Genomic DNA, 24,876 nt, shown 5'->3' with positions numbered 1-24,876 from the left:
TTCGTGCGCGCTCACTTGACTGCTCCCAGGTTGAGTCCGGCCACGAAGTGGCGCTGGAACCGCAGGAATACGACGACGGTCGGCGCGGCGGCGATGACCGAACCCGCCGCGACGACGTTCCACATCGACACGAACTGCCCCTGGAGTCCCAGGAGAGAGGCCGTGATGGGCATCCGGGAGTCCGTGCGCAGCACGGTGATGGCCCACAGCAGATCGTTGAAGATCCAGGTGAAGGAGAGGGCGCCGAGCGCGGCGAGCGCGGGCTTGGCGAGCGGCATGATGATCCGCCGGTAGATCTGCCAGGGCCCGGCCCCGTCGATGACGGCGGCCTGCTGGATCTCCGGCGGGACGGACCGCATGAACCCGTGGAGGACGAAGACGTAGAAGCCGACGCCGAAGCCGACCTGGACACCGATGAGCGCGTACAGGGAGTCGTAGAGCCCGAGCGTCTCGCTGATCCTGGAGACCGGGATCAGCAGGATCTGCGGAGGGAGCAGGTTGCCGCCCAGCATCAGCAGGAGCAGGGTCCTGCGCCCCGGCAGCTCGTAGCGGCTGAGTCCGAACGCGGCCATGGAGGCGAGCAGGAGCGAGAGCAGCACGGTGGGGACGGTGACGAGCAGGCTGTTGATCAGTGCCCGCTGCTGGCCGCCGTCCACCCAGGCCTGGTGGAAGCCGTCGAGGGTGAAGGAGTGCGGCAGGCTGCCCACGCCGTGGGAGGCGATGTCGTCGAAGGACCGGGTGGCGGTGACGAGGACGAGTGCGATGGGCACCAGCCAGAGCGCGGACAGCAGTCCCGCGCCGAGATGGAAGCCCGCGGTCGCCCAGATGCGGCGCCGGCCGTGGTGGCGGCCGCCCGCCCGTGGCGCCGGGGCGGTGTCGCGCGCCTCGGCGGGCTGCGCCGGGGCGTGGGTGACGGTCATCAGTCGGCCTCCCGGAAGGCGCGGACGAGGTAGGACACGATGACCCCGAAGGCCAGCACGAAGATCACGACCGCGAGCGCGGAGCCGTATCCCAGCCGCAGGGACTGGAAGGCGGTGGAGTACATGTAGGTGCTGAGCAGTTCCGAGGAGTGGTACGGGCCGCCGCGGGTGAGTGCCCAGATGACGTCGAACGAGCGCAGTGAGTCGATCACGATGACCGAGAGCACCACGGCGTTCACACTGCTGAGCTGCGGCATGGTGATGTGGCGGAACCGCTGGAAGGGGGAGGCGCCGTCGACCTTGGCGGCCTCGTACAGCACCGGGTCGATGCCCTTGAGGCCGGCGAGGTAGAGCACCATCACGTAGCCGATCTGGCGCCACAGGGCGGGTGCGATGACGGCGTACAGCGCGGTGTCCTGGTCGGCGAGCCAGGCGTGGGTGAGGCTGCCGAGCCCGACCCCTTCGAGTGTGGTGTTGATCAGGCCGTCGGGCTGGTACATGGCCTGCCACACCAGCGCGGTGGCGACGAGCGAGAACACCACGGGCAGGAAGAGGGCCGCCCGGTAGAAGCCCACACCGCGCCGCTCCTGCTGGAGCAGCAGGGCGGCGCCGAGACCGAGCAGCGCGGAGAGCCCGCCGAAGAGCAGCAGCCACAGCACGGTGTCGAGCAGCGCGGAGCGGAAGACACTGTCGCCGAGCATCTCGCGGTAGTTGGCGAGGCCGACGAACCGCGGGGCGGTGACGCCGTCCCATTGGGTGAGGGAGAGCCAGAAGCCCTGGACGGCCGGCCAGAACACCCAGAAGCCTTCGGCCAGCAGCGGCACGAGGACGAAGGCGAGGACCACGGGCGGGACCCTCGTCGCGCCCTGTCGCCGCGACCGGCGTGCGGCGGTGAGAACCGCCATCTCACCGGCTCCAGATCTTCTGCGCGTCCCGCTGCCAGGTGGTGAGGATGGACCCGATCTCCTTGGGCTTGGAGAGGTAGCGGGTCAGCGCGGTGTCGGCGGTGGGCGCCAGGGCGTCGCTGGAGTCGCGGTTGAAGAACTGCGTGACGTCGGAGGCGCTTTCGATCAGCGCGCGGCCCTTCTTCACCAGGGGTGTGCCGCTGTCCTTGGCGTCGGGGTGGGTCGGCAGCGAGGTGCCGGAGGAGCCCTTGAGGTAGATCTCCTGCGCCTCGGCGGTGGCCAGGTAGCGCATCAGCTCCTTGACCTCGTCCTTGCGACCGGTGCGCGCGCTGGCGAAGTACCCGTCGGTGGGGGCCTCTTCGACGATCGGCATCTTCGGGTCGATGACCGGGAATCGGAAGAAGTCGATGTCGTCGAGCTGGCCCTTGGGGACGGCGTCCGCGAAGAAGGTGCCTATCAGCATCATGCCGGTACGGCCCTGGAGGAGCGCGGTGGTGGCGTCCTGGAAGGGGAGGGCCGTGCCGTTGGGGTCGAAGTAGGGCAGCGCCTCGCTCCACCGGTCGAAGACCTTGCGGACCTCGGGATCGTCGAAGCGGTGCTTGCCCGCGAGCAGGTCGCGGTGGTATTTCGCGCCGTTGATACGGATGTTGAGATAGTCGAACCAGGAGGAGGCCACCCAGGCGGTGTTGCCGCCCGCGCCGAGCCCGATGGGCGCGACACCCTTGGACTTGAGTGTGTCGCACAGATCCAGGAACTCGTCCCAGGTCTTGGGCTCCTTGACGCCCCACTTGGCGAAGTTCGACTTGCGGTAGAAGACGCCCCACCAGTAGTAGGCGGTGGGGACGAACACCTTCTGGCCGGCCGAGGAGGTGCACAGTGTCTTCAACGCGTCGGAGTATCCGGAGAGTTCGGGCTTCGTCCAGATGTCGCTGACGTCGAGCAGCAGGCCCTTGCGCGCGTACGAGTCGGCCACGGACCCGGGGTACCAGGTGAGCAGGTCCGGCGGGTTGGCGGAGGTCAGGTACGTCGGGAGCTGCGTCCGGAAGGTCTCGGAGGCGACGGTGTTGAGTTTGGCCGTCGCGCCACCGCGCTTGTCGAACGCCTCGATCAGCTCCTCCATCGCGGTCTTGGCCAGCGGTGAGGAGAGGTTGGACTGCAGGGTGACGGGGCCGCTGCCCGACTGGCCCTTGCCGGCCGGGGCGGAGGTGACACAGCCGCTCATCAGCGCGGCGGCGCCGACGGCGCCCGCGCCCGCGAGGAAGCCGCGGCGGCCGGGTGGTGACGTGATCATGGAAGAACTCCCTCTACGCCCACGGAGCGGAGCCCGGCCCCCTGACGGCCGGGCTCTCGTTCGGCGGATACAGACTGGCCCGGTGCTGGACCGGCGTCAAGATTAATTACTAATTTATTTGCTGATGGCCGCTCTCAACTCCGTTCAGAGCGTGGCCTGATGGACCCGGCCCGCCACACCGCGGAACACGGTCAGCACACTGCCGTCCGGACCCGCCACCGCCCCGAGCGAGCCGTCGAACACACCGCTCGCGAACTCCGTACGCGCCGACCAGTCGCCCCAGCTCCCGCCGGCGGCGGACCGCTCCCAGAGGGTGTAGTCGCCGGCGCGCGCGTAGAGGTGCACGGTGTCACCCGACACCACGAGCGTCGGACTGCCGCTGACCGTGCCGCCCAGCGAGGACCAGTCGGACCAGCCTCCCGACGTGTCACGCACCCGTTCCCACACCGCGTCGTCGGCGGTGCGTACGGCGACGTGCACGGCGCCCGCCGCGTCGGTGACGGCGGAGGGGCGCCCGTACACCGTCAGGCCCGCCGGGGCGCCGACGGAGGTCCAGCCGCCGCTCTCACCGCGCGAGACGATGTCACCGTCCTCGCCCCGCGCGAAGAGCGTCCAGTGCCCGGCGCTGTCGAAGGCGACGGTCGGCGCGTCGGTGAGCGTTCCGCCGAGCTTGTGCCAACTCCCCCAGCGGCCCTGGCTGAAGGTCCGCCGGTACGCGGCGTCGTCCGTGCCGCGCACGAAGACGTCGACCCGGCCGCCGGCCGAGGCGTGGGCGGCGGGCTGGCCGAGGATCCGGCCGCCGGCCGGACCGCCGAGACTCGTGGTGCGAGGCGACCACTTCCCGTCACGTCCGCTCTGTGCGCGGAGCGAACCGTCTGTGCCCCGGGTGAACGCGGTCAGCCGGTCGCCGTCGCGCACCAGCGCGGGGCTCGCCGAGGAGTCCGTGCCGAGCGGGACTCCTGGCGCGCCGTCCGTGCCCGTCAGCGCGAGGAAGGCGGTGCCGTGCGCGGGGACCGTGACCGTGTACGAGCCGGTGCGGGTGCCCGCGCTCTTCCTGGCCCGCAGGTCGCGCACCGCCACCCGGCCGGTGAGTCCGGCGTCGGCGAAGTCGACCGTACGCGCGGCCGCCCGGTCCGAGCGGTTGAGCAGCACGACCGCGCGCCTGCCCGAGCCCTGGAGGACCTTGCTGTAGACGTCACCGGTGGCGTCGGTGGCGACCCGTACTCCCTGGACGGCCAGCGGGTCCTGGTCGACCGCGATGATCTCGGGGTTGTTCAGTGTGTCGGTCATCGACTGCGGCAGGGTGCGCGGGTCGGAGCCGATGACCAGCGGCGAGGCCATCTCGGACCACATCACCAGCTGGGTCGTGGACTCCTCCTCGGACAGCTCGTACGAGCCGTCCGGCATGGTCCGGGTGGGGATCAGGTAGTCGGGGTCGTTGTAGTGGCCGGGACCCTGGGCTTCCGGGTGCCAGGCGTTGGCGTCCATGTTGCGCAGCACGTTGGGCCATTCGCCGGCCGTGGGTGTGCCGTACGCGATGTCGGTGCCGCTGCGCCAGGAGTCGGCGGTGGTGGGCCCGTAGACGTACGCGTTGTGCGCGTCCTGCGCCGGGGTGTGCGGCAGCCCCCAGTCGTCGGTGAGCGGGTTGCAGAAGTTCAGCAGCATCGGCCGGCCGGAGGCGGCGACCGCGTCACTGAACTCCTGGTACGCGGGGCCCGGGTCGAGGCCCGCGGAGATCCCGCAGAGGAAGTCGACCTTGACGGCGTCGATCTTCCAGTCCGCGAACTGCCTGGCGTCCTGCTTGTAGTGGCCCCGGCTGCCGAGTCCGCAGCTCTTGCCGCCGTCGTAGTCACCTGCGTCGGTGTAGATGCCCGCCCTGAGACCGCGCTGGTGGAGGTAGGTGACCAGCGCGGGGATGCCGGAGGGGAAGCGCTCCCGGTGTGCGGCGAGCCGCCCCCGGCTGTCGCGCGGCACGTCCGCCTGCCAGCCGCCGTCCAGCCAGACGATGTCGTAGCCGCTGTCCCTGAGCCCGCTGCTGACGAGCCGGTCGGCGACGCTCCTGACCTGCTCCTCGGTCGGCGCGCCGAGACCGTAGTAAGTGTTCCATCCCATGTACGGGGTGGGGGCGAGACCGCTGGCGTAGTACGACGGGGCGCCCTGGTCGATCCGCTGCCGGTCCGGGGCGCCCGCCGGGCGGGACGGGTGTTCGGCGGCGTGTGCCGGAGGCACCGCCAGCGCGACCAGCGCGGCGGCCCCGAGGGCGGCTGCGGCCCGCCGGGCACGCACCATCCCTGCACGAAGCGAAGTCACTTGATTCTCCCGGGAGTTGGGGTTCACAGACGCCCCGCGGACCCGAGATCGGGGCGGCGGCGGCACGCCGAAGACTGTGACCGCACGACCGCACCCTGTCAACGATTATTACTAATTAACCTGAACAGGCATCCGGGTTCGCGCTCGGCGTCACCCGAAGCCCACTGCACCCGGCCCCGATCGCATAGGCTCGACGGCGATATGAACACCAACCACACTCCCCTCGGCCCGAAGGCCGACAAAGAGACGGTCCGCCGGCACAATCTGAGCCTCGTGCTCCGTGCGGTGCGGGACGAGGGCGAGGTGACACGGGCCGGTGTGGCGGCGCGCGTGGGGCTGACCCGCGCGGCCGTGTCGTCCCTGGTCGAGCAGTTGCTGGAGAGCGGTTTCCTCTCCGAGTCCGGCAAGACGTTCAGCGGACAGGCGGGCCGTCCCGGCACCGTGCTCAAAGTGACGCGAACGGGCCCCGCGGGCATCGGTGTCGAGATCAACATCGACTATGTGTCGGTGTGTGTGGTCGATCTCTCGGGCACCGACCGGGTCCGGCTGACCGAACACATCGACAACCGGGGCGCGCTGCCCGGCGAGGTGCTGGCCCGTGGCGCCCGTATCGCCGCCCGCACCCTGGAGTCCGCAGCCGAGCAGGACTTGCTGCCGGTCGGCGTCCAACTGGCCCTGCCCGGACTGGTTTCCGGCGGAACGGTCCGCCAGGCGCCCAACCTGGGCTGGAACCGCGTCCCCGCCGAAGAGCTGTTCGCCAAGTCGCTCGCGGTACTGCGGCCGGGCATGCCCGAGCTGCCGGTGAGTTCGGAGAACGAGGCCAACTTGGCGGCACTGGCCGAGTTGTGGTTCGGCGGCCTGGGCCGGCTGCGTACGTTCCTCTATCTCACCGGCGAGATCGGCGTCGGCGGCGCCTTCGTCCTGGACGGCGAACTGCTGCGCGGCGCCAACGGGTTCGCCGGGGAGATCGGCCATGTGGTCGTCGACGCCGAGGGCCCGCTGTGCCGTTGCGGCTCGCGGGGCTGCCTGGAGCAGTACGCCGGGCAGTCCGCGCTGCTGCGGGCGGCGGGGATCGACGAGAACTCCGGAGTGCCCGGCGTCGCCGAACTGGAGCGCCGGGCGCGCGGCGGTGACGCGCACGCCGTCGCGGCCGTCGAACAGGCCGGGGTGATGCTGGGCCGGGTGCTGTCGGGGGCGGTGAATCTCTTCGACCCGGACGCCGTGGTGCTCGGCGGGATCTACCGGACGCTGATGCCCTGGCTGTCCCCGTCGGCGGACCGCGAGTTGACGGCCCGTGTGGTGTCGGGGCTCTGGCCGCGCGACAGCGGGCGGCTGCGCGCGTCCTCCTCGGCGGGGGACGCGGCGCGCGGCGCGGCGGCGCTGGTCGTACGGGACGTCCTGGCCGACCCGGTGGCATACGTACGGCGCGGGACGGGCTGAGGAACGGCCCGCCCCGCGCCGGGGCCTACGTACGCGTCCCCGTACACGCGGGTGTACGGGGACGCGTGCGGTCAGCGTGCGCCGAGGAGGTGGTCCATGGCGAGCTGGTCAAGAGCCTCGAAGGCCATGCCGCGGGCGGCGGCCTCGTTGACGTCGAACGCCTCGAAGGCGCTCTTGTCGGCGAGCAGCGCGCTGACACCGTCGGCGGCGGTCGGCAGGGCCAGCTCGTCGAGACGGGCGGCGCGCAGCGCCTCCTGGACCAGCGGGTCCGCGCGGAACGAGGCGGCGCGCTCCTTGAGGATCAGGTAGTTGCGCATGCAGCCGGCCGCGGACGCCCACACGCCGTCGAAGTCCTCGGTGCGCGGCGGCTTGAAGTCGAAGTGCCGCGCGCCGTCCCAGCCCGCGCTCTCCAGCAGGTCGACCAGCCAGAAGGCGGCACGCAGGTCACCGGCGCCGAAGCGGAGGTCCTGGTCGTACCGGGTGCCGTGCTGGCCGTTGAGGTCGATGTGGAAGAGCTTGCCGGACCAGAGGGCCTGGGCGATGGCGTGCGGGAAGTTGAGCCCGGCCATCTGCTCGTGGCCGACCTCGGGGTTGACGCCGAACAGCTCGGGGCGCTCCAGGCGGTCGATGAACGCCAGGGCGTGACCGACGGTCGGCAGGAGGATGTCGCCGCGCGGCTCGTTGGGCTTGGGCTCGATGGCGAACTTGAGGTCGTAGCCCTTCTCGACGACGTACTCGGCGAGGAGGTCGAAGGCCTCCTTCATCCGGTCGAGGGCCAGCCGTACGTCCTTGGCGCCACCCGATTCCGCGCCTTCACGGCCGCCCCAGGCGACGAAGGTCTTGGCGCCCAGCTCGGCCGCGAGGTCCACGTTGCGCAGGACCTTGCGGAGCGCGTAGCGGCGGACGTCGCGGTCGTTCGCGGTGAAGCCGCCGTCCTTGAAGACGGGGTGCGTGAAGAGGTTGGTGGTGACCATCTCCACGGTGATGTTGTTGGCGTCCGTCGCCTGGCGGAAGCGCTTGATGTGCCCCTCGCGCTCCGCGTCGGTCGAGCCGAACGGAATGAGGTCGTCGTCGTGGAAGGTCACACCCCACGCGCCGAGCTCGGCAAGGCGCTGAACCGATTCGACGGGGTCCAGGGCCGGGCGCGTCGCGTCGCCGAACGGGTCCTTGCCCTGCCAGCCCACGGTCCACAGGCCAAAGCTGAACTTGTCCTCGGGGGTGGGTGTGAAGCGTTCCGTCATTCTCTGGCCGCCTTCGATACCTCAGGTCCGGCACGTGCCGACCTTTTTGTTTCCTGACATGACTAATATGGCACGAGCGTACGGGTGCGCAAAAGCCCCTGGCCCCGCTCATCGGTGTCCGACCCGCCGAACCTACGCGAGGCACGTGCGAGCACGTCCGGGACGACACGATAAATCGCCCGACTGTTCCGGTTCGCCGTCCCATCGCGTAATTTGTTTTTCCACGTCCAAAACAGCTCCGCCAGGCCCGTCCGACGGAGAGCCGGCGCACCCGCCGGGGAATGTCAGGGAAGAGGTACGTCCATGTCGCAGCACCCGGTCGTCATCGGCGTGGACAGCTCCACCCAGTCCACGAAGGCGGCCTTCACGGACGCCGTCACCGGCCGCATCCTCGCCGTGGGCCGCGCCCCGCACCAGGTGACCGGAGAGGGCGGCGCCCGCGAGACGGACCCGGAGGTGTGGTGGAACGCACTGCGCGACGCCGTCGCCGGCGGACTCAAGGAGTCCGGCGTCGACCCGTCGGCCGTCACCGGAATAGCGGTCGCGGGCCAGCAGCACGGTCTGGTGGTGCTCGACGGCGCGGGCAGGCCGCTGCGCCCCGCGCTGCTGTGGAACGACACCCGCTCGGCGCCCCAGGCCACCGCGCTCACGGAGGCGCTGGGCGGCCCCGACGCGTGGACGGCCCGTACCGGCTCCGTGCCGGTGGCCGCGATGACCTCGTCCAAGTGGCAGTGGCTGCGGGAGAACGACCCCGCCTCCGCCGAGGCCGCCGCGGCCGTCCGGCTCCCGCACGACTTCCTCACCGAGCGGTTGTCGGGCACCGCGGTCACCGACCCCGGTGACGCGTCGGGCACCAACTGGTACTCGACCGCGACCGGCACGTACGACCCCGAACTGCTCGCGCTCGTCGGCCTCGACCCCGACCTGCTGCCCGAGGTCGCCGCGACCGGCGGCACCCGGATCGGCTCGCTCACCCCGGCGGCCGCGGCGGAGCTGGGCCTGCCGGCCGGCATCGCGGTGGCGGCGGGAACGGGCGACAACATGAGCGCGGCCGTGGGCCTCGGCCTCGGAGGCGCGGGGCTGCTCGACCACCCGGTGCTCAGCCTCGGCACGTCGGGCACGGTGTTCGCCGCGACGCGCACCCGCCCCGCCGCCCGGCTGCTCTCCGGCTTCGCCGGGGCCGACGGCACGTACCTGCCGCTGGGCTGCACGCTGAACTGCACGCTCGCCGTCGACAAGGTGGCGGAGCTGCTGCGGCTCGACCGTGCGGACGCGGTGCCCGGCGGCGAAGCCGTATTGCTGCCGTACCTCGACGGCGAACGCACCCCGGACCTGCCGACTGCCTCCGGGCTGCTGACCGGCCTGCGCCACGACACGACACCGCAGCAGCTGCTGGGCGCCGCCTACGAGGGCGCGGCCGTATCCGTGCTGCGCGCGCTGGACGAGGTACTGCTCGCGTGCGGCCTCGACCCGGCGGACCCCGCCGTCGCGAGCCGTCCGCTGCGGCTGATCGGCGGCGGCGCGCAGGGCCGCGTGTGGGTGGAGACCGTACGCAGGCTCTCCGGCCGGCCGCTCGTCGTCCCCGAGAGCGGCGAACTGGTCGCGCTCGGCGCCGCCGCACTCGCGGCGTCCGCCGCCACGGGCGAGGACGCGGTGGCGATCGCCACCTCCTGGAAGTCCGGCGGCGGTCCCGAACTGGAGCCGGTGGAGCGGGACATGGAGACCTGGGAGCGGGTCACCTCGGTCCTGGACCGCGCCACGCCGAGCCTGCTTTCGTAGACCCTTTCCCGGACACGGCGAGCGGGTCCGGGTGAGGCTCCGCACGGAGCCTCACCCGGTCGGCAGTCCGGCCGCCGCCCGCGACAGCGCTTCGAGGACCGGGCGTATCAACGGGTGCTCGACGGCGCCCCGGCGCACCGCGGCGAAGACCCTGCGGGTGGCGGCCGGGCCCGCCACCGGGCGTACGACGGTGTCCTTCAGCTCCATGCCGCGCAGCGCGGAGCGGGGCACCAGCGCGACGCCCGCGCCCGCGCCCGCCAGAGCGACCACGGCGTGGAAGTCGTCGGAGGAGTGCACCAGACGCGGCTGGAAACCGGCGAGTTCGCAGGCCAGCTGTATCACGTCGTGGCACGGATTGCCGGGGTAGGGACCGATCCAGTCGCTCTCCGCCAGCTCCCCGAGCGCCACCTCGGGCGCCGGGGCGAGCAGGTGCGCCGAGGGCAGCACCGCGTCGAACGGTTCCGCGTACAGCGGGACCCTGGACAGCCGCAGGTCGTCCTCGCGCGGGGCGCCGCGGTACTCGACCGCGACGGCCAGATCCGCTTCTCCGTCGAGCACCATCGGCAGGCTCTCGTCGCCCTCGGCGTCCCGTACCCGCACCCGGATCCCGGGGTGCGGCCCGGACAGCAACCGGACGGCCGGGGCGACGACTTCGGCGATGCCCGTGGCGAAGGACGCGACCGTCACCTCGCCCGCCGCGCCTCCCGCGTACGCGGCGAGTTCCGCCTCCGCGCGCTCCAACTGGGCGAGGACGGCGTGCGCGTGGGTCAGCAGGATCTCACCGGCCGCCGTGAGCCGTACGCCGCGGCCGCTGCGGGTGAGCAGGGCGTGGCCGCTCTCCTGCTCCAGCGCGGCGAGCTGCTGGGACACGGCCGAGGGGGTCAGATACAGCGCGGCGGCCGCGGCGGTCACCGTACGGTGGTCCGCCACGGCTCGCAGAATGCGCAGGCGCCTGGGGTCGATCACCGCACCCATATTGCCAGATCGCCTGGTTCATCCCGTTTGCCGGGTCACCGGGGCAGACCGCCCGGTGACCCGGTCCCCCGGGTCAGCCGTGCAGCGCCGCGCGCGCGTCGACGAACGCGGCGACCGCCCGTTCCACGTCCTCCGGCGAGTGCGCGGCGGACAGCTGCACGCGGATCCGCGCCTGGCCCATCGGGACGACCGGGTACGAGAACCCGATCACGTACACGCCCCGCTCCAGCAGCAGTTCGGCCATCCGGCCCGCTTCTGCCGCGTCGCCGATCATCACGGGCGCGATGGGGTGATCGCCCGGCAGGATCTCGAAGCCCGCCTCGGTCATCCTCGTACGGAAGAGCGCGGTGTTGGCGCGCAGCCGCTCACGCAGCTCGCCCGCGCTCTCCAGCAGGTCGAGGACCTTGACCGACGCGGCGGCGATGACCGGCGCGAGGGAGTTGGAGAAGAGGTACGGGCGTGAGCGCTGGCGCAGCAGCGCGACGATCTCGGCGCGCGCGGCCACGTAGCCGCCCGACGCGCCGCCGAGCGCCTTGCCGAGCGTGCCGGTGATGATGTCGACGCGGTCCATGACGCCGTGCAGCTCGGGGGTGCCCCGGCCGCCGGGTCCGACGAAGCCGACGGCGTGCGAGTCGTCGACCATGACCATCGCGTCGTACCGGTCGGCGAGGTCGCAGATCTCGGCGAGTGGCGCGACGTACCCGTCCATGGAGAACACGCCGTCCGTGACGATCAGCCGGCGCCTCGCGTCCTGGGACTCCTTGAGCCTGGCCTCCAGGTCGGCGAGGTCGCGGTTGGCGTAGCGGTAGCGGCGGGCCTTGGAGAGCCGGATGCCGTCGATGATGCTGGCGTGGTTGAGGGCGTCGGAGATGACCGCGTCCTCGGCGCCGAGGAGGGTTTCGAAGACGCCGCCGTTGGCGTCGAAACAGGAGGAGTAGAGGATCGTGTCCTCCTGGCCGAGGAACGCGGAGAGGCGCTGCTCCAGCTCCTTGTGGATCTCCTGCGTGCCGCAGATGAAGCGTACGGAGGCCATGCCGTAGCCCCAGCGGTCGAGTGCTTCCTTCGCGGCGGCGACGACCTCAGGGTGGTCGGCGAGACCGAGGTAGTTGTTGGCGCAGAAGTTGAGGACATCGGCGCCGGTGGCGCCCGCCGCGACGGCCACCGACGCGCTCTGCGGGGTGGAGATGACGCGCTCGGGCTTGAAGAGACCGGCGTCGCGGATCTCGTCGAGGGTGGCGAGGAGGTCGTCCCTGACGGACGCGTACATGGGGGCTGCCTTTCTTCGGGGGCTCGGTCCGCCTCCGGAACACTCCGCGCCCCGGCCGGCGGCCGGCTCGTTCGCCGGTGGGTGGCTCATGGGCCGGTGCGGGGCGGCGGGCTGCCAGGACGGGGCTGTCGGCTCAGGTGGAGGATGCGGATGTGGCCCGGACCTCACGGTCGGACCTCGCGGCTCAGGCCGGGAAGGCCTCAGGCCGTCCAGTCGAGGATGATCTTGCCGCTGCGGGCCGTCGCCGCCTCGTCGAACGCGGCGTCGAAGTCCCGGTGGCTGTAGCTGCCGGTGATGACCGGGCGCAGGTCGAGGCCGCCTTCGAGGAGCACGGTCATCGCGTACCAGGTCTCGAACATCTCGCGGCCGTAGATGCCCTTGACGGTGATCATGGACGTGACGATCTTCGACCAGTCGACGGCGAACTCCTCGGCGGGCAGGCCGAGCATGGCGATGCGGCCGCCGTGCGTCATGTTCGCGACCATGTCACGCATCGCCTCGGGGCGGCCCGACATCTCCAGCCCGATGTCGAAGCCCTCCTTGAGACCGAGCTGGCGCTGCGCCTCCGCGATGTCCGTGTGCGAGACGTCGAGGGCGAGGGTGGCGCCCACCTTGCGGGCGAGCGCGAGGCGGTCGGGGCTGACGTCGGTGATCACGACATTGCGCGCGCCCGCGTGCCTGGCCACGGCGGCGGCCATGATCCCGATGGGGCCGGCGCCGGTGATCAGGACGTCCTCGCCGACGAGCGGGAACGACAGCGCGGTGTGCACGGCGTTGCCGAACGGGTCGAAGATCGCGGCGACGTCGAGGTCGACCTCGGCGCGGTGCACCCACACGTTGGTGGCGGGCAGCGACACGTACTCGGCGAACGCGCCGTCCCTGCCGACGCCGAGACCCACGGTGCTGCGGCACAGGTGCCTGCGTCCGGCCAGACAGTTGCGGCACTTGCCGCAGACGAGGTGGCCCTCGCCGCTGACGAGGTCGCCGACGGCGACGTCCCGCACGCCGGCGCCGACGGCCGCGACCTCGCCGACGAACTCGTGGCCGAGCACGAGCGGCGTCCTGACGGCCTGCTGGGCCCAGCCGTCCCACGCCCTGATGTGCAGGTCGGTGCCGCAGATGCCGGTGCGGAGCACCTTGATCAGTACGTCGTCCGGCCCGGTCTCCGGCTCCGGCACGTCCATGAGCCGCAGTCCCGGCTCGGCCTTCTGCTTCACAAGTGCCTTCATCGGCGCTGCTCCCGGCGGGTGACGGTGGTGATCAGCGCTGATCAGCGGCGATCGGTGGTCATGCACCAATCTGCCGAGCGGCGGCCGTTCAGTCCATCGAGGATTTCTTAAGCGGCCCAACAGCGGAGCTTCACGCGCGGTGGCGTCGGAGGCGGCGGCGCGGCCGCTTGCCGGAGTCCGGCACCGACACCGCCGTTGTCCGGGCGGGCCGGGGCAGCTCCACGGCGGCGAAGCTGCCGGGGAGGAGCGGTACGGGCGCCGGCACGGCCCAGACGGTGCCGCCGGGTTCGGCCAACCGGGCGGCACGCGGAGCGGCTGCCGGTGGTCGCCAGGGTTCCGGCGCCTGTGCGGGCACGCCACTGACGGCGGTCCCGTTCGCGCCGGAGCGCGCCATCCGGGGCCGCACCACGGAAGCGGGCGGCTGCACGGGCCATACGTCCTCGGCGGGCGGGGACGCGGACTCGGGACCGGTCCGCACGGGGTCCGTGCCGGGGCAGGCGTCCGTCGTCGGCTCCTTCGCTGGCGCCGGCGTACGCGCGGGCGCGGGTCCGGACCGCCGTACCGCAGGCGAGGAAGGCGCCGGTACCGCGGACGCCGCCACGGGAGCCGCGGTGACAGGGGATTCCGGCGTCGCCGGTGGCGTCGTACGCGTCAGCAGGACCACCCCGCGCGCCGCCGCCACCGCGCCCGCGGCCGCCGCCACGATGCCGAGTGCGCCGCCCTGGAGGCGTTCGCCCAGGAGCGCGAGCCCGACCGCCGACGCGGCGACCGGGTTGGCGAGGGTCAGGACCGCGAGCGGTGCGCCGAGTCCGCCGCGGTAGGCGGTCTGCGACAGCAGCAGTCCACCGGACGCGAAGACCGCGACCAGCAGCGCCACGCCCCCGACCTGCCATATCGGCATCGCGTGCGAGCCGCCTCCGGTGGCCGCCACCGTCACCGTCTGGGTGAGGGCGGAGGCGACACCGGAGGTGATGCCGGAAGCCGTGGCGAACCCCAGGCCGGGGCGCCCTCCGGAACGCGATCGGGTGAGCAGGGCCACCAGCGCCAGCGCGACACCGGCGACCCCGAGCGCCTGCGGCAGCGAGAGCGTGTCGGTGGGTGCCGTACCCGCGGCCGTCAGCAGGATGACGGCGAGGCCGACGAGTGTGAAGGCCGTACCGCGCCACTCCCCCCTGCTGACCTGCCGTCCCGCGCGGCGCGCGCCCAGCGGCACGGCCGCGACCAGGGTCAGCGCGCCCAGCGGCTGGACGACGGTGAGTGAGCCGTACGTGAGCGCCGCGACATGCAGCGCCGCCCCTGTGGCGTTCAGTCCGACCGACCACCACCAGGCACCGCGGCCGAGCAGCGTACGTATGCGGGTCCCGGCGGGTGTACGGGTGGCGAGGCGCTCCTGCGCCACGGCGGCGGAGGCGTACGCGACCGCCGAGACCAGCGAGAGCGCGACGGCGGCTATGAGCGAGCCGTTCACCGGGACACCCCCGAGGTGGCGAGCGGTCCGCCGGTGCGGCCGGGCACGGAGGACCGTACGACGAGTGACGCGTTCCGCGGCAGCCGGAAGACCGCCAGCGCGCCCGCCAGCAGGGCGCCGGCGACGATGGTGTCGAGCCAGTAGTGGTTGGCCGTGGCTATGACCACCAGCAGCGTGATCAGCGGGTGCAGCAGCCAGAGCCAGCGCCACCGTGAGCGGGTGGCGGCCACGAATCCGACGGCCAGCATCAGCGCCCAGCCGAAGTGCAGCGAGGGCATGGCGGCGAACTGGTTCTCTATCGAGCCGGCTCCGGGGGTCGCGCCGTACACCGTCGGGCCGTACACCTGACCGGTGTCGACGAGGCCGGTCGCGGAGAGCATGCGCGGCGGCGCGAGCGGCAGCAGCAGATGGAGCGCGAGCGCGGCGCCGGTGACGGCGGTGAGGACCCGGCGGGACCACACGTAGTGGGCGGGGCGGCGCAAGTAGAGCCAGCCGAGGAAGAGCACGGTCGCGGGGAAGTGGACCACCGCGTAGTACGTGTTCGCCGTGTGCACCAGCGTCTCGCTGTGCAGCAGCGTGCCCTGGATCGCGCCCTCGCCGTTCAGACGCAGCGCGCGCTCCAGGTCCCAGACCCGGTGGGCGTTGTGGAACGCCTCATCCGGGTCCCCGTTCGCGGCCTGTCTGCCGAGCTTGTACACGAGGAAAAGTCCGGCCACGAGCAGCAGCTCGCGGACGAGGGGCGGTCGGGCGGAAGTCCCCTGCTTCCGTTCGGCGGGCCCAGTGCGGGCGTTCATTCACCCGACCCCTTCGCTGAACAACACGGCGCGCGTACCGCGTCGTGGGTGTGGTGCGGCGGCGCGGCGGCCTGCGCCACACCCTATCGATACGTGAGTGTACCGATACGCGAACGTATCGGTACACTGGCGTATCGATACCGGCCGCGCAAGGTCGTGAACACCTTCACGTTCCGGTCGATTCCAGGACCGAGTGGGCAGGACCGAGAAGGAGAGACGATGACGTCGCCGCGCCGCTCCAAAATCACGCCGGAACGGGAAGTCGAGTTCTACGAAGCCGCCCTGGACCTGCTCAGAGAAGGCGGCTACGACGCGCTGACCATGGAGGGCGTCGCAGCCCGCACCCGGTGCGGCAAGTCCACGCTCTACCGCCAGTGGGGGACGAAGCCGCAGCTCATCGCGGCGGCCCTGCGCGGCACCCGGTGCGGGAAACGGCTCGTCGAGATCGACACCGGCAGCCTGGCCGGAGATCTGCGGGAAGCGGCCCGGGTGACCGGCGCGGGCTCGGGGCGCGACACCTCGCTGATGCACGCGCTCGGCCACGCGGCGCTGCAGAACCCGGAACTGCAGCGCGCGCTGCGCGAGGCCCTGATCGAACCCGAGGTCGAGGCGATCGAGGCGATGATCCGCCGGGGGGCCGCGCGCGGGGAGATCGACGCCGACAACCCCGCCGCGGAGTTCGTGGCCACCCAGCTGATCGGCGTCGTACGCGCCAGGCCCATGCTGGAGGGGCGTTACGCGGACGAGGCCTACCTCTCCCGGTTCCTCGAGGCCGCGGTCTTCCCGGCCCTCGGGCTGCGAGTCACCTCGCCCACCTGACCGGCGGGCCGTCGTCCGAAGCGGATGACGACGGCCCGCCCGCGCCGCACCGTGGGGACGGGGGCGGCGCACTCCGGCCTGTGGGCTCCTCTTCCGGGAGGAGCCCACAGGCATGTCCGCGGCCCTCTCGCGCCGGCGCACTCCCCCCCTGCCCGCTCCTGCCGCCTCCCGCCGCCTCCCGCCGCCACCTTCCACCCTCGGCCCATCGGGAAGGGCTGAGGCGAATCACGCGCATCCGTCCCACCGGGTTCCGGCCATTGGCGTACCGGCGGTCATCGAATCCGCCCCTCCGCACATCTGACGAACCGCCAGGTCAGCCACGCGTTCGAACACTCGCTCCCACATTCGGTCAAATTTGATCAAGTCGCGCTCACTTAAGTGCCTTTGACGATCCAACCCGGGCGGATACGCTCCAGTCGAACAACACCGCGCTGCTCTCAGGAGGCCGATCATGCGCCGTGTTCAGGAACAGCACGTGACCCGCCAGCTCCCCGCTGTGCCGTTCTACTGCCCCGTCCCGTCTGCCAGGCACCCGTCGGGCGACACGCTCAACGACCTGACGGTGCACTGGATGCTCCGGCGGAAGCTGGACACCGACGAGCGGCAGCTCAAGCGGCTCGCGGTCTGCGACTTCGGCGGACTCGCCGCGGCGACCATGCCGTACGGCACGCTCGAACCGCTGTCCCTGATGGCGAAGTTCTACGCCGTGCTGTTCTCGCTCGACGACGGAGTGTGCGACGAGACCGGCGCCACGGCGGACCTGCTGGCCCAGGAGACCTCGCACATCATGCGCGCGCTTGAGGCGCCGGCCGCGCGCACCCGCGACGACTCCCCGCACACCGCGGCGCTGCGCGAGATCCGCCTCGAACTGGAGCGGTACGCCTCGCCGCGCCAACTGCGCCGCTGGGTCGACGCGATGCGCGTCTACACCTCGGGGCTGGTGTGGGAGGCGTCCTGGCGGAACCGGCCAGGACTGCCGTCACTCGACGACTACGTATCGCTGTGGATGCGGGCCATCGGTGTGGCGCCGTTCACCGCGATGATCGAGATCATCGGCGGATTCTCCGTCAGCGACGGGCAACTCGAGGACCCGCGTGTGCGCGCTCTCACCGAAATCACCTGGACGCTGGTGAGTTGGGACAACGATCTCTACTCCCGCAACAAGGAACTGCTGCGGGCCGACGACAATCTCAACCTCATCGACGTGCTCTGCCAGGAGTTGGGGCCCGATCCGCACCGCTCGCTGGTGCGCGCGGTGGCGATGCGGGACCGCGTCATGGTGCTGTTCGACCGGCTGGCCGCACAGGTGCTGGAGGACGCGGACCACGAACTGCGCTCGTACGTCGGGGGACTTGGTCAGTTCATACGGGGGCATCTCGACTGGGCCTCGGCCTGCCCCCGTTACGCCGTACCGTCGGGACCCGAGGCCACGCCGGGCGGGTGGTGGAAGCAGCACCCGGCCGACGACAGTCCGGAGCCGCTTCCGGTCCCGACGATCTCCTGGTGGTGGGACCAACTGGACGCTTCGCACCGAGTGGCGCACTGAGCGGCACGTCGGACGGCGCGTTGAACGGTGCGTTGAGCGGCACTTTGGGCGGCTCCCACCAGGTGTGCGGGCCGCCCGGTGACAGCCGTGACGGCTGTCCGGGGCTCGGCCGGGCGTCTGCGGGCGGCGGGTCAGAGCCTCCGGAGGCCGTGCATCACCGCTTCGAGCAGGGACCGGTCGGCGCGGGCGACCGGCGCGCGCGCTTCGACCGCTCCGGCACCCAGGAGTTCGGTCAGCAGCGAGGTCACCCCGCTGGGGGGAAGGCCCAGACGGGCGGAGATCTCGGCCACGGAGAGCGGCGCTCCGCACAGCCGCAGGATGGCGGCCTGCTCGGGCCGCACCCGCGGTGAGGGCTCATGGCGCGCCACGATCATGGTGACGAGATCGAGGTGCGCGCGCCGGGCGCCGCCCCGGCCGCCGGTGATCACGTAGAGCCGTTCCGGACGGCCCGCGTCCACCGCGGGCCGCTGCCTTCGTTCGTTTCCGAAGGACGTCACAGGGCCGGCCCGTCCAGGTGATCCCGGCTGCTCAGCTGGTCGCCGATCCGGCCGACCGCGTCCCGCATCCGGGCACCCATCAGCCCCGCGTCCACCGTCCCGTCGGCGAGGACCGCGAGATACGCCTCGGTACCGGCCTCCATCAGGTAGAAAAAGCCGCCGCCGACCTCGATGACCACGAGCCGCATCCGGCCGTCGCTCGACGGGATCTCGGCTGCGACCGCGGCGGCCAGGCTCTGCAGTCCGGCGCAGGCGGCGGCGAGCCGGTCGGCGGCGTCCGGGTCACCTCCGTACCGCGCGATTCCCAGTCCGTCGGCCGAGAGCACCACGATCTGCTGGATCTGCGGCAGGCCGTCGGCCAGTTCCTTGAGCACCCAGTCCACGTGTGCCCGCTGCTCGATCACTTCTGTTCTCCTTTGCCCCGCGCGTTGTCGGTCTCGTCGTGGCAGCCGGAACCGGCCGGTGTGTCTTTCCTGGCGGCCGACGACTCCCGCGAGGGGCCGTTGACCGCCTTGGTGAACGCTTCGAGCCAGAGGCCGGGCCCGGATTCCCGGACCGGCGCCTTGTCCGCTTTCCGGCCTGAGCCGGGGGTGGAGGCAGCGTCATGGTGTCCGGCCCTCTCGGTGCGCGTGCGGGCGCGCCGTTGCGGCAGACCGTTCTCGGTCCACTCCATGACCAGGGGCACGTCGTCCTCCGCACGGGCGCCCACGCCCTCGGCGACGTGCGGTGTCCGGGGCGGAGCGGCGTCCGCACCCGGCAGCGCGCAGACGCCGATGCCGTGGGCGACACCGGGTGCGGGACCTGTGGTGATGAGATCGTGCGGCACCACGAGCACCGCGCGGACACCGCCGTACGCGGACTGCCTCAGCGAGAAGCGCAGTTGGTACAGCCGGCAGAGCCGTCCGACCACGGCCATACCGAGGCCGGGGGACTCACCGGGGTCGTCGGGATCCTGGCCGGCCAGCGCCCGCGCGAGGGTGCGTTCGGCCCGCTCGCGCGCCTCCTCGCCGAGGCCCGGTCCGCCGTCCTCGATCTCGATCGCGATCCCCGTCTGCACCTCGACCGCCGTGACATGGACACGCGTTCCCGGCGGCGAGCAGCGGGTGGCGTTGTCGAGGAGTTCGGCGCAGGCGTGGATGACCGGTTCGACGGCCGTGCCGGTGACGGCGACCTTGGCGATGGAGTGCAGATCGACCCGCTGGTACTCCAGGATCCGGGACATCGCTCCACGCATCACGCTGAACAGCGGCACAGGCATCGGCCATTGGCGATCCGGGCGGGCATGGCCGAGCAGGGCGAGACTGTCGGCGAGCCGGCCGATCAGCGCGGTGCCGTGGTCGATACGCAGCAAGTCGTCGAAGAACAAGGGGTTGCGGCCGTGCGCCTCCTCCATCTGGCGCAGTTCGCCCGCCTGTTGGTGCACAAGAGACTGGACGCGCTGCGCGATGGTCACGGAGGAACGCCGTGCGGACACCCGTTCGGCCTCCTCCCCGGCAGCGTTCTCCAGCACGTCGCGAAGCAACGCGCGCAGGGCTGGACCGAGTTCGCGATGCCGCTCATCGCCGTCCACGACGTCGGACATCGCCTCCGCCGGCGACTGGCCCTGGCGCAGACGGCGCAGAGCGGCGGGCATCAGCTCCCTGCCGAGCCGCACGGTCTCGTCGTCGCGTTCCGCGAAACGGCGCTCGAGGAAGGCGACCCGGTGCGCGTAGTGCTCATGGAGCGTGCTGACCTCCCGGCCGCGTCCGGCCAGTTCGGCCGCGCACCACGTGATGACGGCCGTGGCCACCCCGCCGTACAGCGCGACCGGTATCCGCGCCGCGTCAGGGACGACGGCCACCACGCAGGCGGTGACCGCCACGATGAGAACGGCGGGGAAGACAAGCGCGCGTACCGCGGGCGACGTCTGATCATCCGGGGGTGCTGCGACACGAACCATGTAAGCCTCTGGCGGTTAATTCAGGTCGGATCATTCGAACCATCGAGACACATGGGAACAAGTGCCTGATTTACTATCAACTCAACGCACATCGTGGGAGCTTAGCCCGGCCGGATCACCACATAGGCATATTCACGCAACCGGCTGCACAGTCCGCGCCGGCAGGCATACACTCACGCCTTCGCGCGCCGCACGTCCGTCGGCGCACACCACGTGACGACAGCTGTGCGACTGCCGCTCTCCCGCACGACCCGAGGGACGGCACGGGCGACGGCCGGCGGGCAGGCGGCAGGCCCTGACGGGACGTCACGGACACCTGGTTAGGGTGGCTGGTCAGGGACGACGGAGGGGGTCAACGGTGAGTGGGCGGCAGGCCGGCTGGATACGGGTGCCGGTGGGGGCGGACGCCACCCGGTGGGCGACGCGGGGGCGGTGCCGTCTGGTCCTCCTCGTCGTGCACAACGTGACCTCCGCGACCCGGCTGCTGGACGTCCTGCCGCTGTTCCGCGACGACTTGCGCATTCAGGTGCTGGCGACGTGCACCGGGTCGTCGCCGTTCCAGGCGGGGGTGCCCGAACTGCTGGCGGACACGGGGGTGCCGGTACTGCCGTGGGAACAAGCGCTGGAGCTGCCGGTGGACCTCGCGATCTCAGCGAGCTTCGGCGGCCGATTGGCCGAAATTTCCGGCCAATTGGCTGTTCTCTCGCACGGCGTTGGATATAATAAGAGGCTGGCTACACCGGACACCGGACACCGGACACCGGACACCGGACACCGGACACCGGACACCGGACACCCTTCGCCCGACGCCACCCCGTCCGCCGCCGCACCGCCCGTCTTCGGTCTCTCCCCCGAGTGGCTGCTCGCGGACGACGGCTCCCCCGTCGCCGACGCCATGGTGCTGTCCCACCCCGAGCAGGGTGACCGGCTGCGCGCCGCGTGCCCGCAGGCGGCGCACACCGCCGTCCTCGCCGGCGACCCGTGCTTCGACCGGACCCTGGCGGCCCTGGCCTCCCGCGCCCGCTTCCGCCGGGCCCTCGACGTGCGGCACGGGCAGCGCCTCGTCCTGCTGAACTCGACCTGGAACCCCGAGTCGCTCTTCGGCGACGGCGGCGGGGAGGATCTGCTGCCGTCGCTGCTGCCGAGACTCACCGCCGAACTGCCCGCCGACGAATACCGGTTGGCGGCCGTGCTGCACCCCAACATCTGGCACGGCCACGGCCCGGGACAGGTCCGCGCCTGGCTCGACCGGGCGCGGCGCGGCGGCCTCGTGCTGGTGGATCCGCTGGAGGGCTGGCGTCAGGCGCTGATCGCGGCGGACGCGGTGATCGGGGACATGGGGTCGGTCAGCTATTACGCGGCTGCCCTCGGGACCCCCGTCCTGCTCGGCGCGGCGCCACTCGACGGTCTCGACGAGCGGTCGCCGGTCGCCGCGTTCGGCCGTCAGGCGCCCCGGCTCTCCCCGTACGCCCCGCTCCGCGGGCAGGTGGAAGCGCTGCTCGCGACCCACCGCCCGCCGGCCGGCCCTGCCGAGCTGGTCTCCTCCGTGCCGGGTGAGGCGGCGGCGCGGCTGCGTCACCTCTTCTACCGGCTCATCGGTATCCCAGAGCCCGCGGATCCCGCGCTGCTCGACCCGCTGCCGCTGCCCGCCTACGAGGAGGTGGCGCGAACCGCCCCGCTGCGCGTGGTCACCCGGCTGGTGGGAGCGTGCGAGGTGGAGGTGGTCCGGTACGCGGATCCCCGGTACGAGCCGGCGGGAGACGGCGACGCGCACACCGCGATGCACGAGGACACACTGGATCCCGGCCAACTGGCCCTGGCCGACGTGATCTTCCAGTACGGCGCCGCCGACGATCCGCGGTTCGGCGGCCCGGCCCGGTGGGCCGCCGAGGTACTGGCGCGTCATCCGCACTGCGCGGTCGCGGCGTACGTCACAGGACCCGGCGCCTGTGCCGCGCGTACCCGGGACGGGGCCCTGGTACGGCTCAGCGCCGAGCAGGCCGGGGATCAGCCGTACGCCCCGGCCGACCCCGCCGCGTACGCCTCGGCCCTGTACGCCTGGTCGGCCGCGGGCAAGGGGCTCGGCGAGCTGATGGCGGGCGGGATGCTCGTCCGGACCGGCCCGAGCACCCACCGGGTGTCCGTCACACCCCTGCGCTGAGGCTCCGCTCGCGCAGCGCGCCCAGGTGGGCGAGGTGATGGGCGGCGTTCTCCGCGTCCAGCAAGGAGATCGCCTCGTCGATCAGCCGCAGCGCGGCGGCTGCCTCCCCCTGGTCGAGACGCGTCTCGGCGAGGTCGGTGAGTGTGCGGGCACTGTTGTACGACTCCGCCGTGTCCCGGAAGAACCGCAGCGCGGTCTCCAGCCGCTCCCGCGACTCGTCCAGCCGGCCGAGGCCGCGCAGCGCCCGGCCGCGATGGCGCTCCAACAGGGCGTGGGCGCGCGGCATGTCGCGCTCTCCCTCGTCGCCGGGGCCGACTCCGGCGAGGATGGTGTGGGCCGCCTCGAAGCAGTCGTACGCCTCCTGGAAACGCCACTGCCTCAGCCGCAGCAGCCCCAGCGACTCGACGGCGGAGGCGTGGCCGCGCCGATGCCCGGCCTGCTCCTCCGCCCGGGCGGCGGCGGCCAGTTCGGTGCCGGCCTCCTCGTATCGCCGCAGCTCCATCAGGTCGAGAGCGAGCAGCGAACGCATCCGTCCCGCCATCCGGGACCCCGCGTCGTGGAGATCCGCAACGCGCGCGCCCGTGCGGAGGGCGGGGAGCAGTACGTCGTGGTGTCCCGCCTTCAACTGGAGCGGCCAGAGCGCCTGGCAGAGCTGGTACACCGCCTCCGGCCTGCCCAACTCCTCGGCCGCGCGCACCGCTTGGACGAGGTTGCCCAGCTCGTCGCGGAGCGCTGACAGCGCGTGGCCCGGGTCGCGGTAGGTGCCCGGTTCCAGTGCGTCGTAGAGCGGGCCGATCGCCCAGGCCTGGGGCAGGGCGGCGAGCCTGGCCCGTACCGCGAAGCGCAGGTACCACTCGACCGTCGCGGCCATCGCCGCCGCGCAGGCCGCGATGCCGTCCTCACGGGCGGCCAGGTCCTCGGCGTGCGCGCGGACCTGCGGGCGGTAGCGGTAGCGGTCGGTCTCCGTCTGCTCCAGCAGCCCCGCCTCGAAGAGCGTGCCGAGCAGCAGGACCGCCTCGTCCTCGGGCACACCCACCGTGTGCGCGACGGCGGCGGGCCCGAAGGCGGGCCAGGCGATCAGCGACATCAGCCGGTAGGTCCGCGCGGCCTCCGGCGCCAGCCCGCGGTACGTGTCCTCAGCCGCGCCACGGACGGGGTCGCCCGCGAACGCGGCGGGCCGTCCGGCCGGCGCCGGTTCGGTCAGCAGCGGTACGGCCGCGCGCAGCGCGTACGGCGAACCCTCGCACCGGGCGAGGACGGAAGGCAGCACGTCCCGGGCCGCGTCCAGGACCTCCTTGCCCGCGAGGTCGCTGAGCAGCTGCCGCGCGTCCTTCTCTGTCAGCGGTCCCACGGGGACGGGCACCGCGTCCAGACCGGGCAGCCTGCGGCCGGCCACGACCACGGTGAACACTCCGCGCGCGGAGGTCAGCAACGGCCTTACCTGCGCGGACGAATGGGCGTGGTCGAGTACGACGAGCAGCCGCCGGTCCGCCACCAGATCGCGGAAGCATTCGCCCCGGTCCGCCGTGCTCGGCGGGATGTCGTCCAGTTTCAGGCCCAGCTGGACGAGGAGACTGCGGAGCACCACGGCCGTGTCGACAGCCGTGCCGGGTGCGGCGCCGCGCAGGTCGGCGTACAACTGCCCGTCCGGGAAGCGCTCCGCCTCCTTGCTTCCCCAGTGCACGGCGAGCGTGCTGGTGCCGATGCCGGCGGGTCCGTGGACGAGTGCCACGCGGGGCCGGCCGTCGGGCCTGCGCGCTGCCTCCCTGCCGAGGAGCTTCAGCGGTTCCTGACGGTTCGTGAAGAAGCGTACGGACGGGGGAAGTACCGGTACGCGGTCGGCCCGTGCCGGGCCGGGCGCGCTGCGCGCGAACGCGCTCCAGGAACGGGCGAGCGCGGGATCGCTCCGCACCCCCGCGTGGACCAGTTCCGCCACGGCCGCCAGCTCCTCCGGGCCGGTAGGAGCGGGCACTTCCCGCCCCGCGATGCGCCGCACCAGCCCGCCCGCAGATTCCCAGGCCCATTTGCCGGCCTCATTGGCCATGCCCGCGCCCACGGTGGCCAGCACCGCGCCGATCGCCGTCAGTGAATTGGGATCCAGCATCCCGCTCCCCGCTCCCCGGTCTGTTGCGAGGCGGCGACAGCTGCCGCGCGCCACGGTCCGGGAGCAACCGTACTCACAACGCGCCTGTTGTGCTGGCGTGTTCGGAGGCGCGCGTGCCCGGTCGTGAGGTACCGGTCCACCCGGGACACCGCGTGCGAACGGGATGCCGAAGGACCTGGGACACGCCTCGG

At 72.1% G+C, this 24,876-nt stretch carries 18 protein-coding genes and 1 pseudogene; 5 read left to right on the top strand and 14 right to left on the bottom strand.

Features of this window, described 5'->3' with window-relative positions; all coding sequences use genetic code 11:
- Nucleotides 1-11: 11 nt before the first annotated feature.
- From ACIP6N_RS03365 to ACIP6N_RS03350, 4 genes are all read right to left on the bottom strand, one after another.
- A complete protein-coding gene (locus ACIP6N_RS03365) occupies nt 12-920 on the bottom strand; it encodes a carbohydrate ABC transporter permease (protein WP_401812438.1) in 909 nt (302 codons plus the stop codon).
- Nucleotides 920-1,825 carry a carbohydrate ABC transporter permease gene (locus tag ACIP6N_RS03360; RefSeq protein WP_401812437.1) on the bottom strand — a complete coding sequence of 302 codons (906 nt, stop codon included), beginning with the start codon at nt 1,823-1,825 and terminating at the stop codon, nt 920-922. Before ACIP6N_RS03360 ends, ACIP6N_RS03365 begins: the two co-directional genes overlap by 1 nt.
- Nucleotide 1,826: 1 nt before the next feature.
- Nucleotides 1,827-3,116 carry an ABC transporter substrate-binding protein gene (locus ACIP6N_RS03355; RefSeq protein ID WP_401812435.1) on the bottom strand — a complete coding sequence of 430 codons (1,290 nt, stop codon included), beginning with the start codon at nt 3,114-3,116 and terminating at the stop codon, nt 1,827-1,829.
- A gap of 144 nt (nt 3,117-3,260) precedes the next feature.
- On the bottom strand, nt 3,261-5,405 hold the full coding sequence (locus ACIP6N_RS03350) for a glycoside hydrolase family 27 protein (protein WP_401812640.1): 2,145 nt from the start codon (nt 5,403-5,405) through the stop codon (nt 3,261-3,263).
- Between the two features lie 222 nt (nt 5,406-5,627).
- On the opposite strand from ACIP6N_RS03350, the gene ACIP6N_RS03345 reads away from it, so the two are divergent.
- Nucleotides 5,628-6,866, top strand: a complete 1,239-nt coding sequence (locus ACIP6N_RS03345) for an ROK family protein (RefSeq protein ID WP_401812433.1) — start codon at nt 5,628-5,630, stop codon at nt 6,864-6,866.
- 71 nt (nt 6,867-6,937) lie between these two features.
- Here ACIP6N_RS03345 and xylA read toward each other — a convergent pair whose 3' ends face one another.
- Nucleotides 6,938-8,107: a xylose isomerase gene (xylA, locus tag ACIP6N_RS03340; RefSeq protein ID WP_401812431.1), complete on the bottom strand. Its 1,170-nt coding sequence runs from the start codon at nt 8,105-8,107 to the stop codon at nt 6,938-6,940.
- Nucleotides 8,108-8,410: 303 nt separating this feature from the next.
- Between xylA and xylB the strand changes: the two genes are divergently transcribed.
- Nucleotides 8,411-9,886: a xylulokinase gene (xylB, locus tag ACIP6N_RS03335; protein WP_401812429.1), complete on the top strand. Its 1,476-nt coding sequence runs from the start codon at nt 8,411-8,413 to the stop codon at nt 9,884-9,886.
- Between the two features lie 51 nt (nt 9,887-9,937).
- On the opposite strand, the gene ACIP6N_RS03330 is transcribed toward xylB, so the two are convergent.
- The 5 genes and pseudogenes from ACIP6N_RS03330 to ACIP6N_RS03310 form a co-directional block, all read right to left on the bottom strand.
- Complete coding sequence (locus tag ACIP6N_RS03330; RefSeq protein WP_401812428.1) at nt 9,938-10,852, bottom strand: LysR family transcriptional regulator; 915 nt, start codon at nt 10,850-10,852, stop codon at nt 9,938-9,940.
- Nucleotides 10,853-10,934: 82 nt separating this feature from the next.
- Nucleotides 10,935-12,128: a glycine C-acetyltransferase gene (locus tag ACIP6N_RS03325; RefSeq protein WP_401812426.1), complete on the bottom strand. Its 1,194-nt coding sequence runs from the start codon at nt 12,126-12,128 to the stop codon at nt 10,935-10,937.
- Between the two features lie 200 nt (nt 12,129-12,328).
- On the bottom strand, nt 12,329-13,357 hold the full coding sequence (gene tdh / locus ACIP6N_RS03320; protein ID WP_401812425.1) for an L-threonine 3-dehydrogenase: 1,029 nt from the start codon (nt 13,355-13,357) through the stop codon (nt 12,329-12,331).
- A 508-nt stretch (nt 13,358-13,865) separates the two neighbouring features.
- Nucleotides 13,866-14,825, bottom strand: a pseudogene (locus ACIP6N_RS03315) (DMT family transporter); the annotation flags it as partial.
- Nucleotides 14,822-15,619: a phosphatase PAP2 family protein gene (locus tag ACIP6N_RS03310; protein WP_401812423.1), complete on the bottom strand. Its 798-nt coding sequence runs from the start codon at nt 15,617-15,619 to the stop codon at nt 14,822-14,824. The pseudogene ACIP6N_RS03315 and the gene ACIP6N_RS03310, both read right to left, overlap by 4 nt.
- 219 nt (nt 15,620-15,838) lie before the next feature.
- Here ACIP6N_RS03310 and ACIP6N_RS03305 point away from each other — a divergent pair, with 219 nt between their 5' ends.
- Together ACIP6N_RS03305 and ACIP6N_RS03300 are read left to right on the top strand one after the other, a co-directional pair.
- Nucleotides 15,839-16,438 (top strand): TetR/AcrR family transcriptional regulator, encoded by a 600-nt coding sequence (locus ACIP6N_RS03305; protein WP_401812422.1) that lies wholly within the window; start codon nt 15,839-15,841, stop codon nt 16,436-16,438.
- A gap of 451 nt (nt 16,439-16,889) precedes the next feature.
- Entirely contained in the window at nt 16,890-17,984 is a 1,095-nt protein-coding gene (locus ACIP6N_RS03300) for a hypothetical protein (protein WP_401812420.1), read from the top strand.
- 131 nt (nt 17,985-18,115) lie between these two features.
- On the opposite strand, the gene ACIP6N_RS03295 is transcribed toward ACIP6N_RS03300, so the two are convergent.
- The 3 genes from ACIP6N_RS03295 to ACIP6N_RS03285 are packed head-to-tail and all read right to left on the bottom strand — an operon-like array spanning nt 18,116 to nt 20,420.
- Complete coding sequence (locus tag ACIP6N_RS03295; protein WP_401812419.1) at nt 18,116-18,481, bottom strand: DUF742 domain-containing protein; 366 nt, start codon at nt 18,479-18,481, stop codon at nt 18,116-18,118.
- Nucleotides 18,478-18,885 carry a roadblock/LC7 domain-containing protein gene (locus ACIP6N_RS03290; protein ID WP_401812417.1) on the bottom strand — a complete coding sequence of 136 codons (408 nt, stop codon included), beginning with the start codon at nt 18,883-18,885 and terminating at the stop codon, nt 18,478-18,480. The genes ACIP6N_RS03295 and ACIP6N_RS03290 overlap by 4 nt, the downstream gene beginning before the upstream one ends.
- Entirely contained in the window at nt 18,882-20,420 is a 1,539-nt protein-coding gene (locus ACIP6N_RS03285) for an ATP-binding protein (RefSeq protein ID WP_401812416.1), read from the bottom strand. The genes ACIP6N_RS03290 and ACIP6N_RS03285 overlap by 4 nt, the downstream gene beginning before the upstream one ends.
- Before the next feature lie 358 nt (nt 20,421-20,778).
- Here ACIP6N_RS03285 and ACIP6N_RS03280 point away from each other — a divergent pair, with 358 nt between their 5' ends.
- Entirely contained in the window at nt 20,779-22,581 is a 1,803-nt protein-coding gene (locus tag ACIP6N_RS03280; RefSeq protein WP_401812414.1) for a hypothetical protein, read from the top strand.
- On the opposite strand, the gene ACIP6N_RS03275 is transcribed toward ACIP6N_RS03280, so the two are convergent.
- Nucleotides 22,565-24,685 (bottom strand): tetratricopeptide repeat protein, encoded by a 2,121-nt coding sequence (locus ACIP6N_RS03275; protein ID WP_401812413.1) that lies wholly within the window; start codon nt 24,683-24,685, stop codon nt 22,565-22,567. The two genes, ACIP6N_RS03280 and ACIP6N_RS03275, sit on opposite strands and share 17 nt — an antisense overlap.
- Nucleotides 24,686-24,876 lie beyond the last annotated feature (191 nt).

It is taken from the genome of Streptomyces sp. NPDC088725 (assembly GCF_044751305.1).
Taxonomy (GTDB): Bacteria; Actinomycetota; Actinomycetes; order Streptomycetales; family Streptomycetaceae; genus Streptomyces.
The sequence above is the reverse complement of the archived record's forward strand: the minus strand, read 5'-3'. Positions and strand labels throughout refer to the sequence as shown.

Coding starts and splice junctions, on each gene's coding strand:
- ACIP6N_RS03365 (WP_401812438.1), bottom strand. CDS start 920: ATGACCGTCACCCACGCCCCGGCGCAGCCCGCCGAGGCGCGCGACACC.
- ACIP6N_RS03360 (WP_401812437.1), bottom strand. CDS start 1,825: ATGGCGGTTCTCACCGCCGCACGCCGGTCGCGGCGACAGGGCGCGACG.
- ACIP6N_RS03355 (WP_401812435.1), bottom strand. CDS start 3,116: ATGATCACGTCACCACCCGGCCGCCGCGGCTTCCTCGCGGGCGCGGGC.
- ACIP6N_RS03350 (WP_401812640.1), bottom strand. CDS start 5,405: ATGGTGCGTGCCCGGCGGGCCGCAGCCGCCCTCGGGGCCGCCGCGCTG.
- ACIP6N_RS03345 (WP_401812433.1), top strand. CDS start 5,628: ATGAACACCAACCACACTCCCCTCGGCCCGAAGGCCGACAAAGAGACG.
- xylA (WP_401812431.1), bottom strand. CDS start 8,107: ATGACGGAACGCTTCACACCCACCCCCGAGGACAAGTTCAGCTTTGGC.
- xylB (WP_401812429.1), top strand. CDS start 8,411: ATGTCGCAGCACCCGGTCGTCATCGGCGTGGACAGCTCCACCCAGTCC.
- ACIP6N_RS03325 (WP_401812426.1), bottom strand. CDS start 12,128: ATGTACGCGTCCGTCAGGGACGACCTCCTCGCCACCCTCGACGAGATC.
- tdh (WP_401812425.1), bottom strand. CDS start 13,357: ATGAAGGCACTTGTGAAGCAGAAGGCCGAGCCGGGACTGCGGCTCATG.
- ACIP6N_RS03310 (WP_401812423.1), bottom strand. CDS start 15,619: ATGAACGCCCGCACTGGGCCCGCCGAACGGAAGCAGGGGACTTCCGCC.
- ACIP6N_RS03305 (WP_401812422.1), top strand. CDS start 15,839: ATGACGTCGCCGCGCCGCTCCAAAATCACGCCGGAACGGGAAGTCGAG.
- ACIP6N_RS03300 (WP_401812420.1), top strand. CDS start 16,890: ATGCGCCGTGTTCAGGAACAGCACGTGACCCGCCAGCTCCCCGCTGTG.
- ACIP6N_RS03285 (WP_401812416.1), bottom strand. CDS start 20,420: ATGGTTCGTGTCGCAGCACCCCCGGATGATCAGACGTCGCCCGCGGTA.
- ACIP6N_RS03275 (WP_401812413.1), bottom strand. CDS start 24,685: ATGCTGGATCCCAATTCACTGACGGCGATCGGCGCGGTGCTGGCCACC.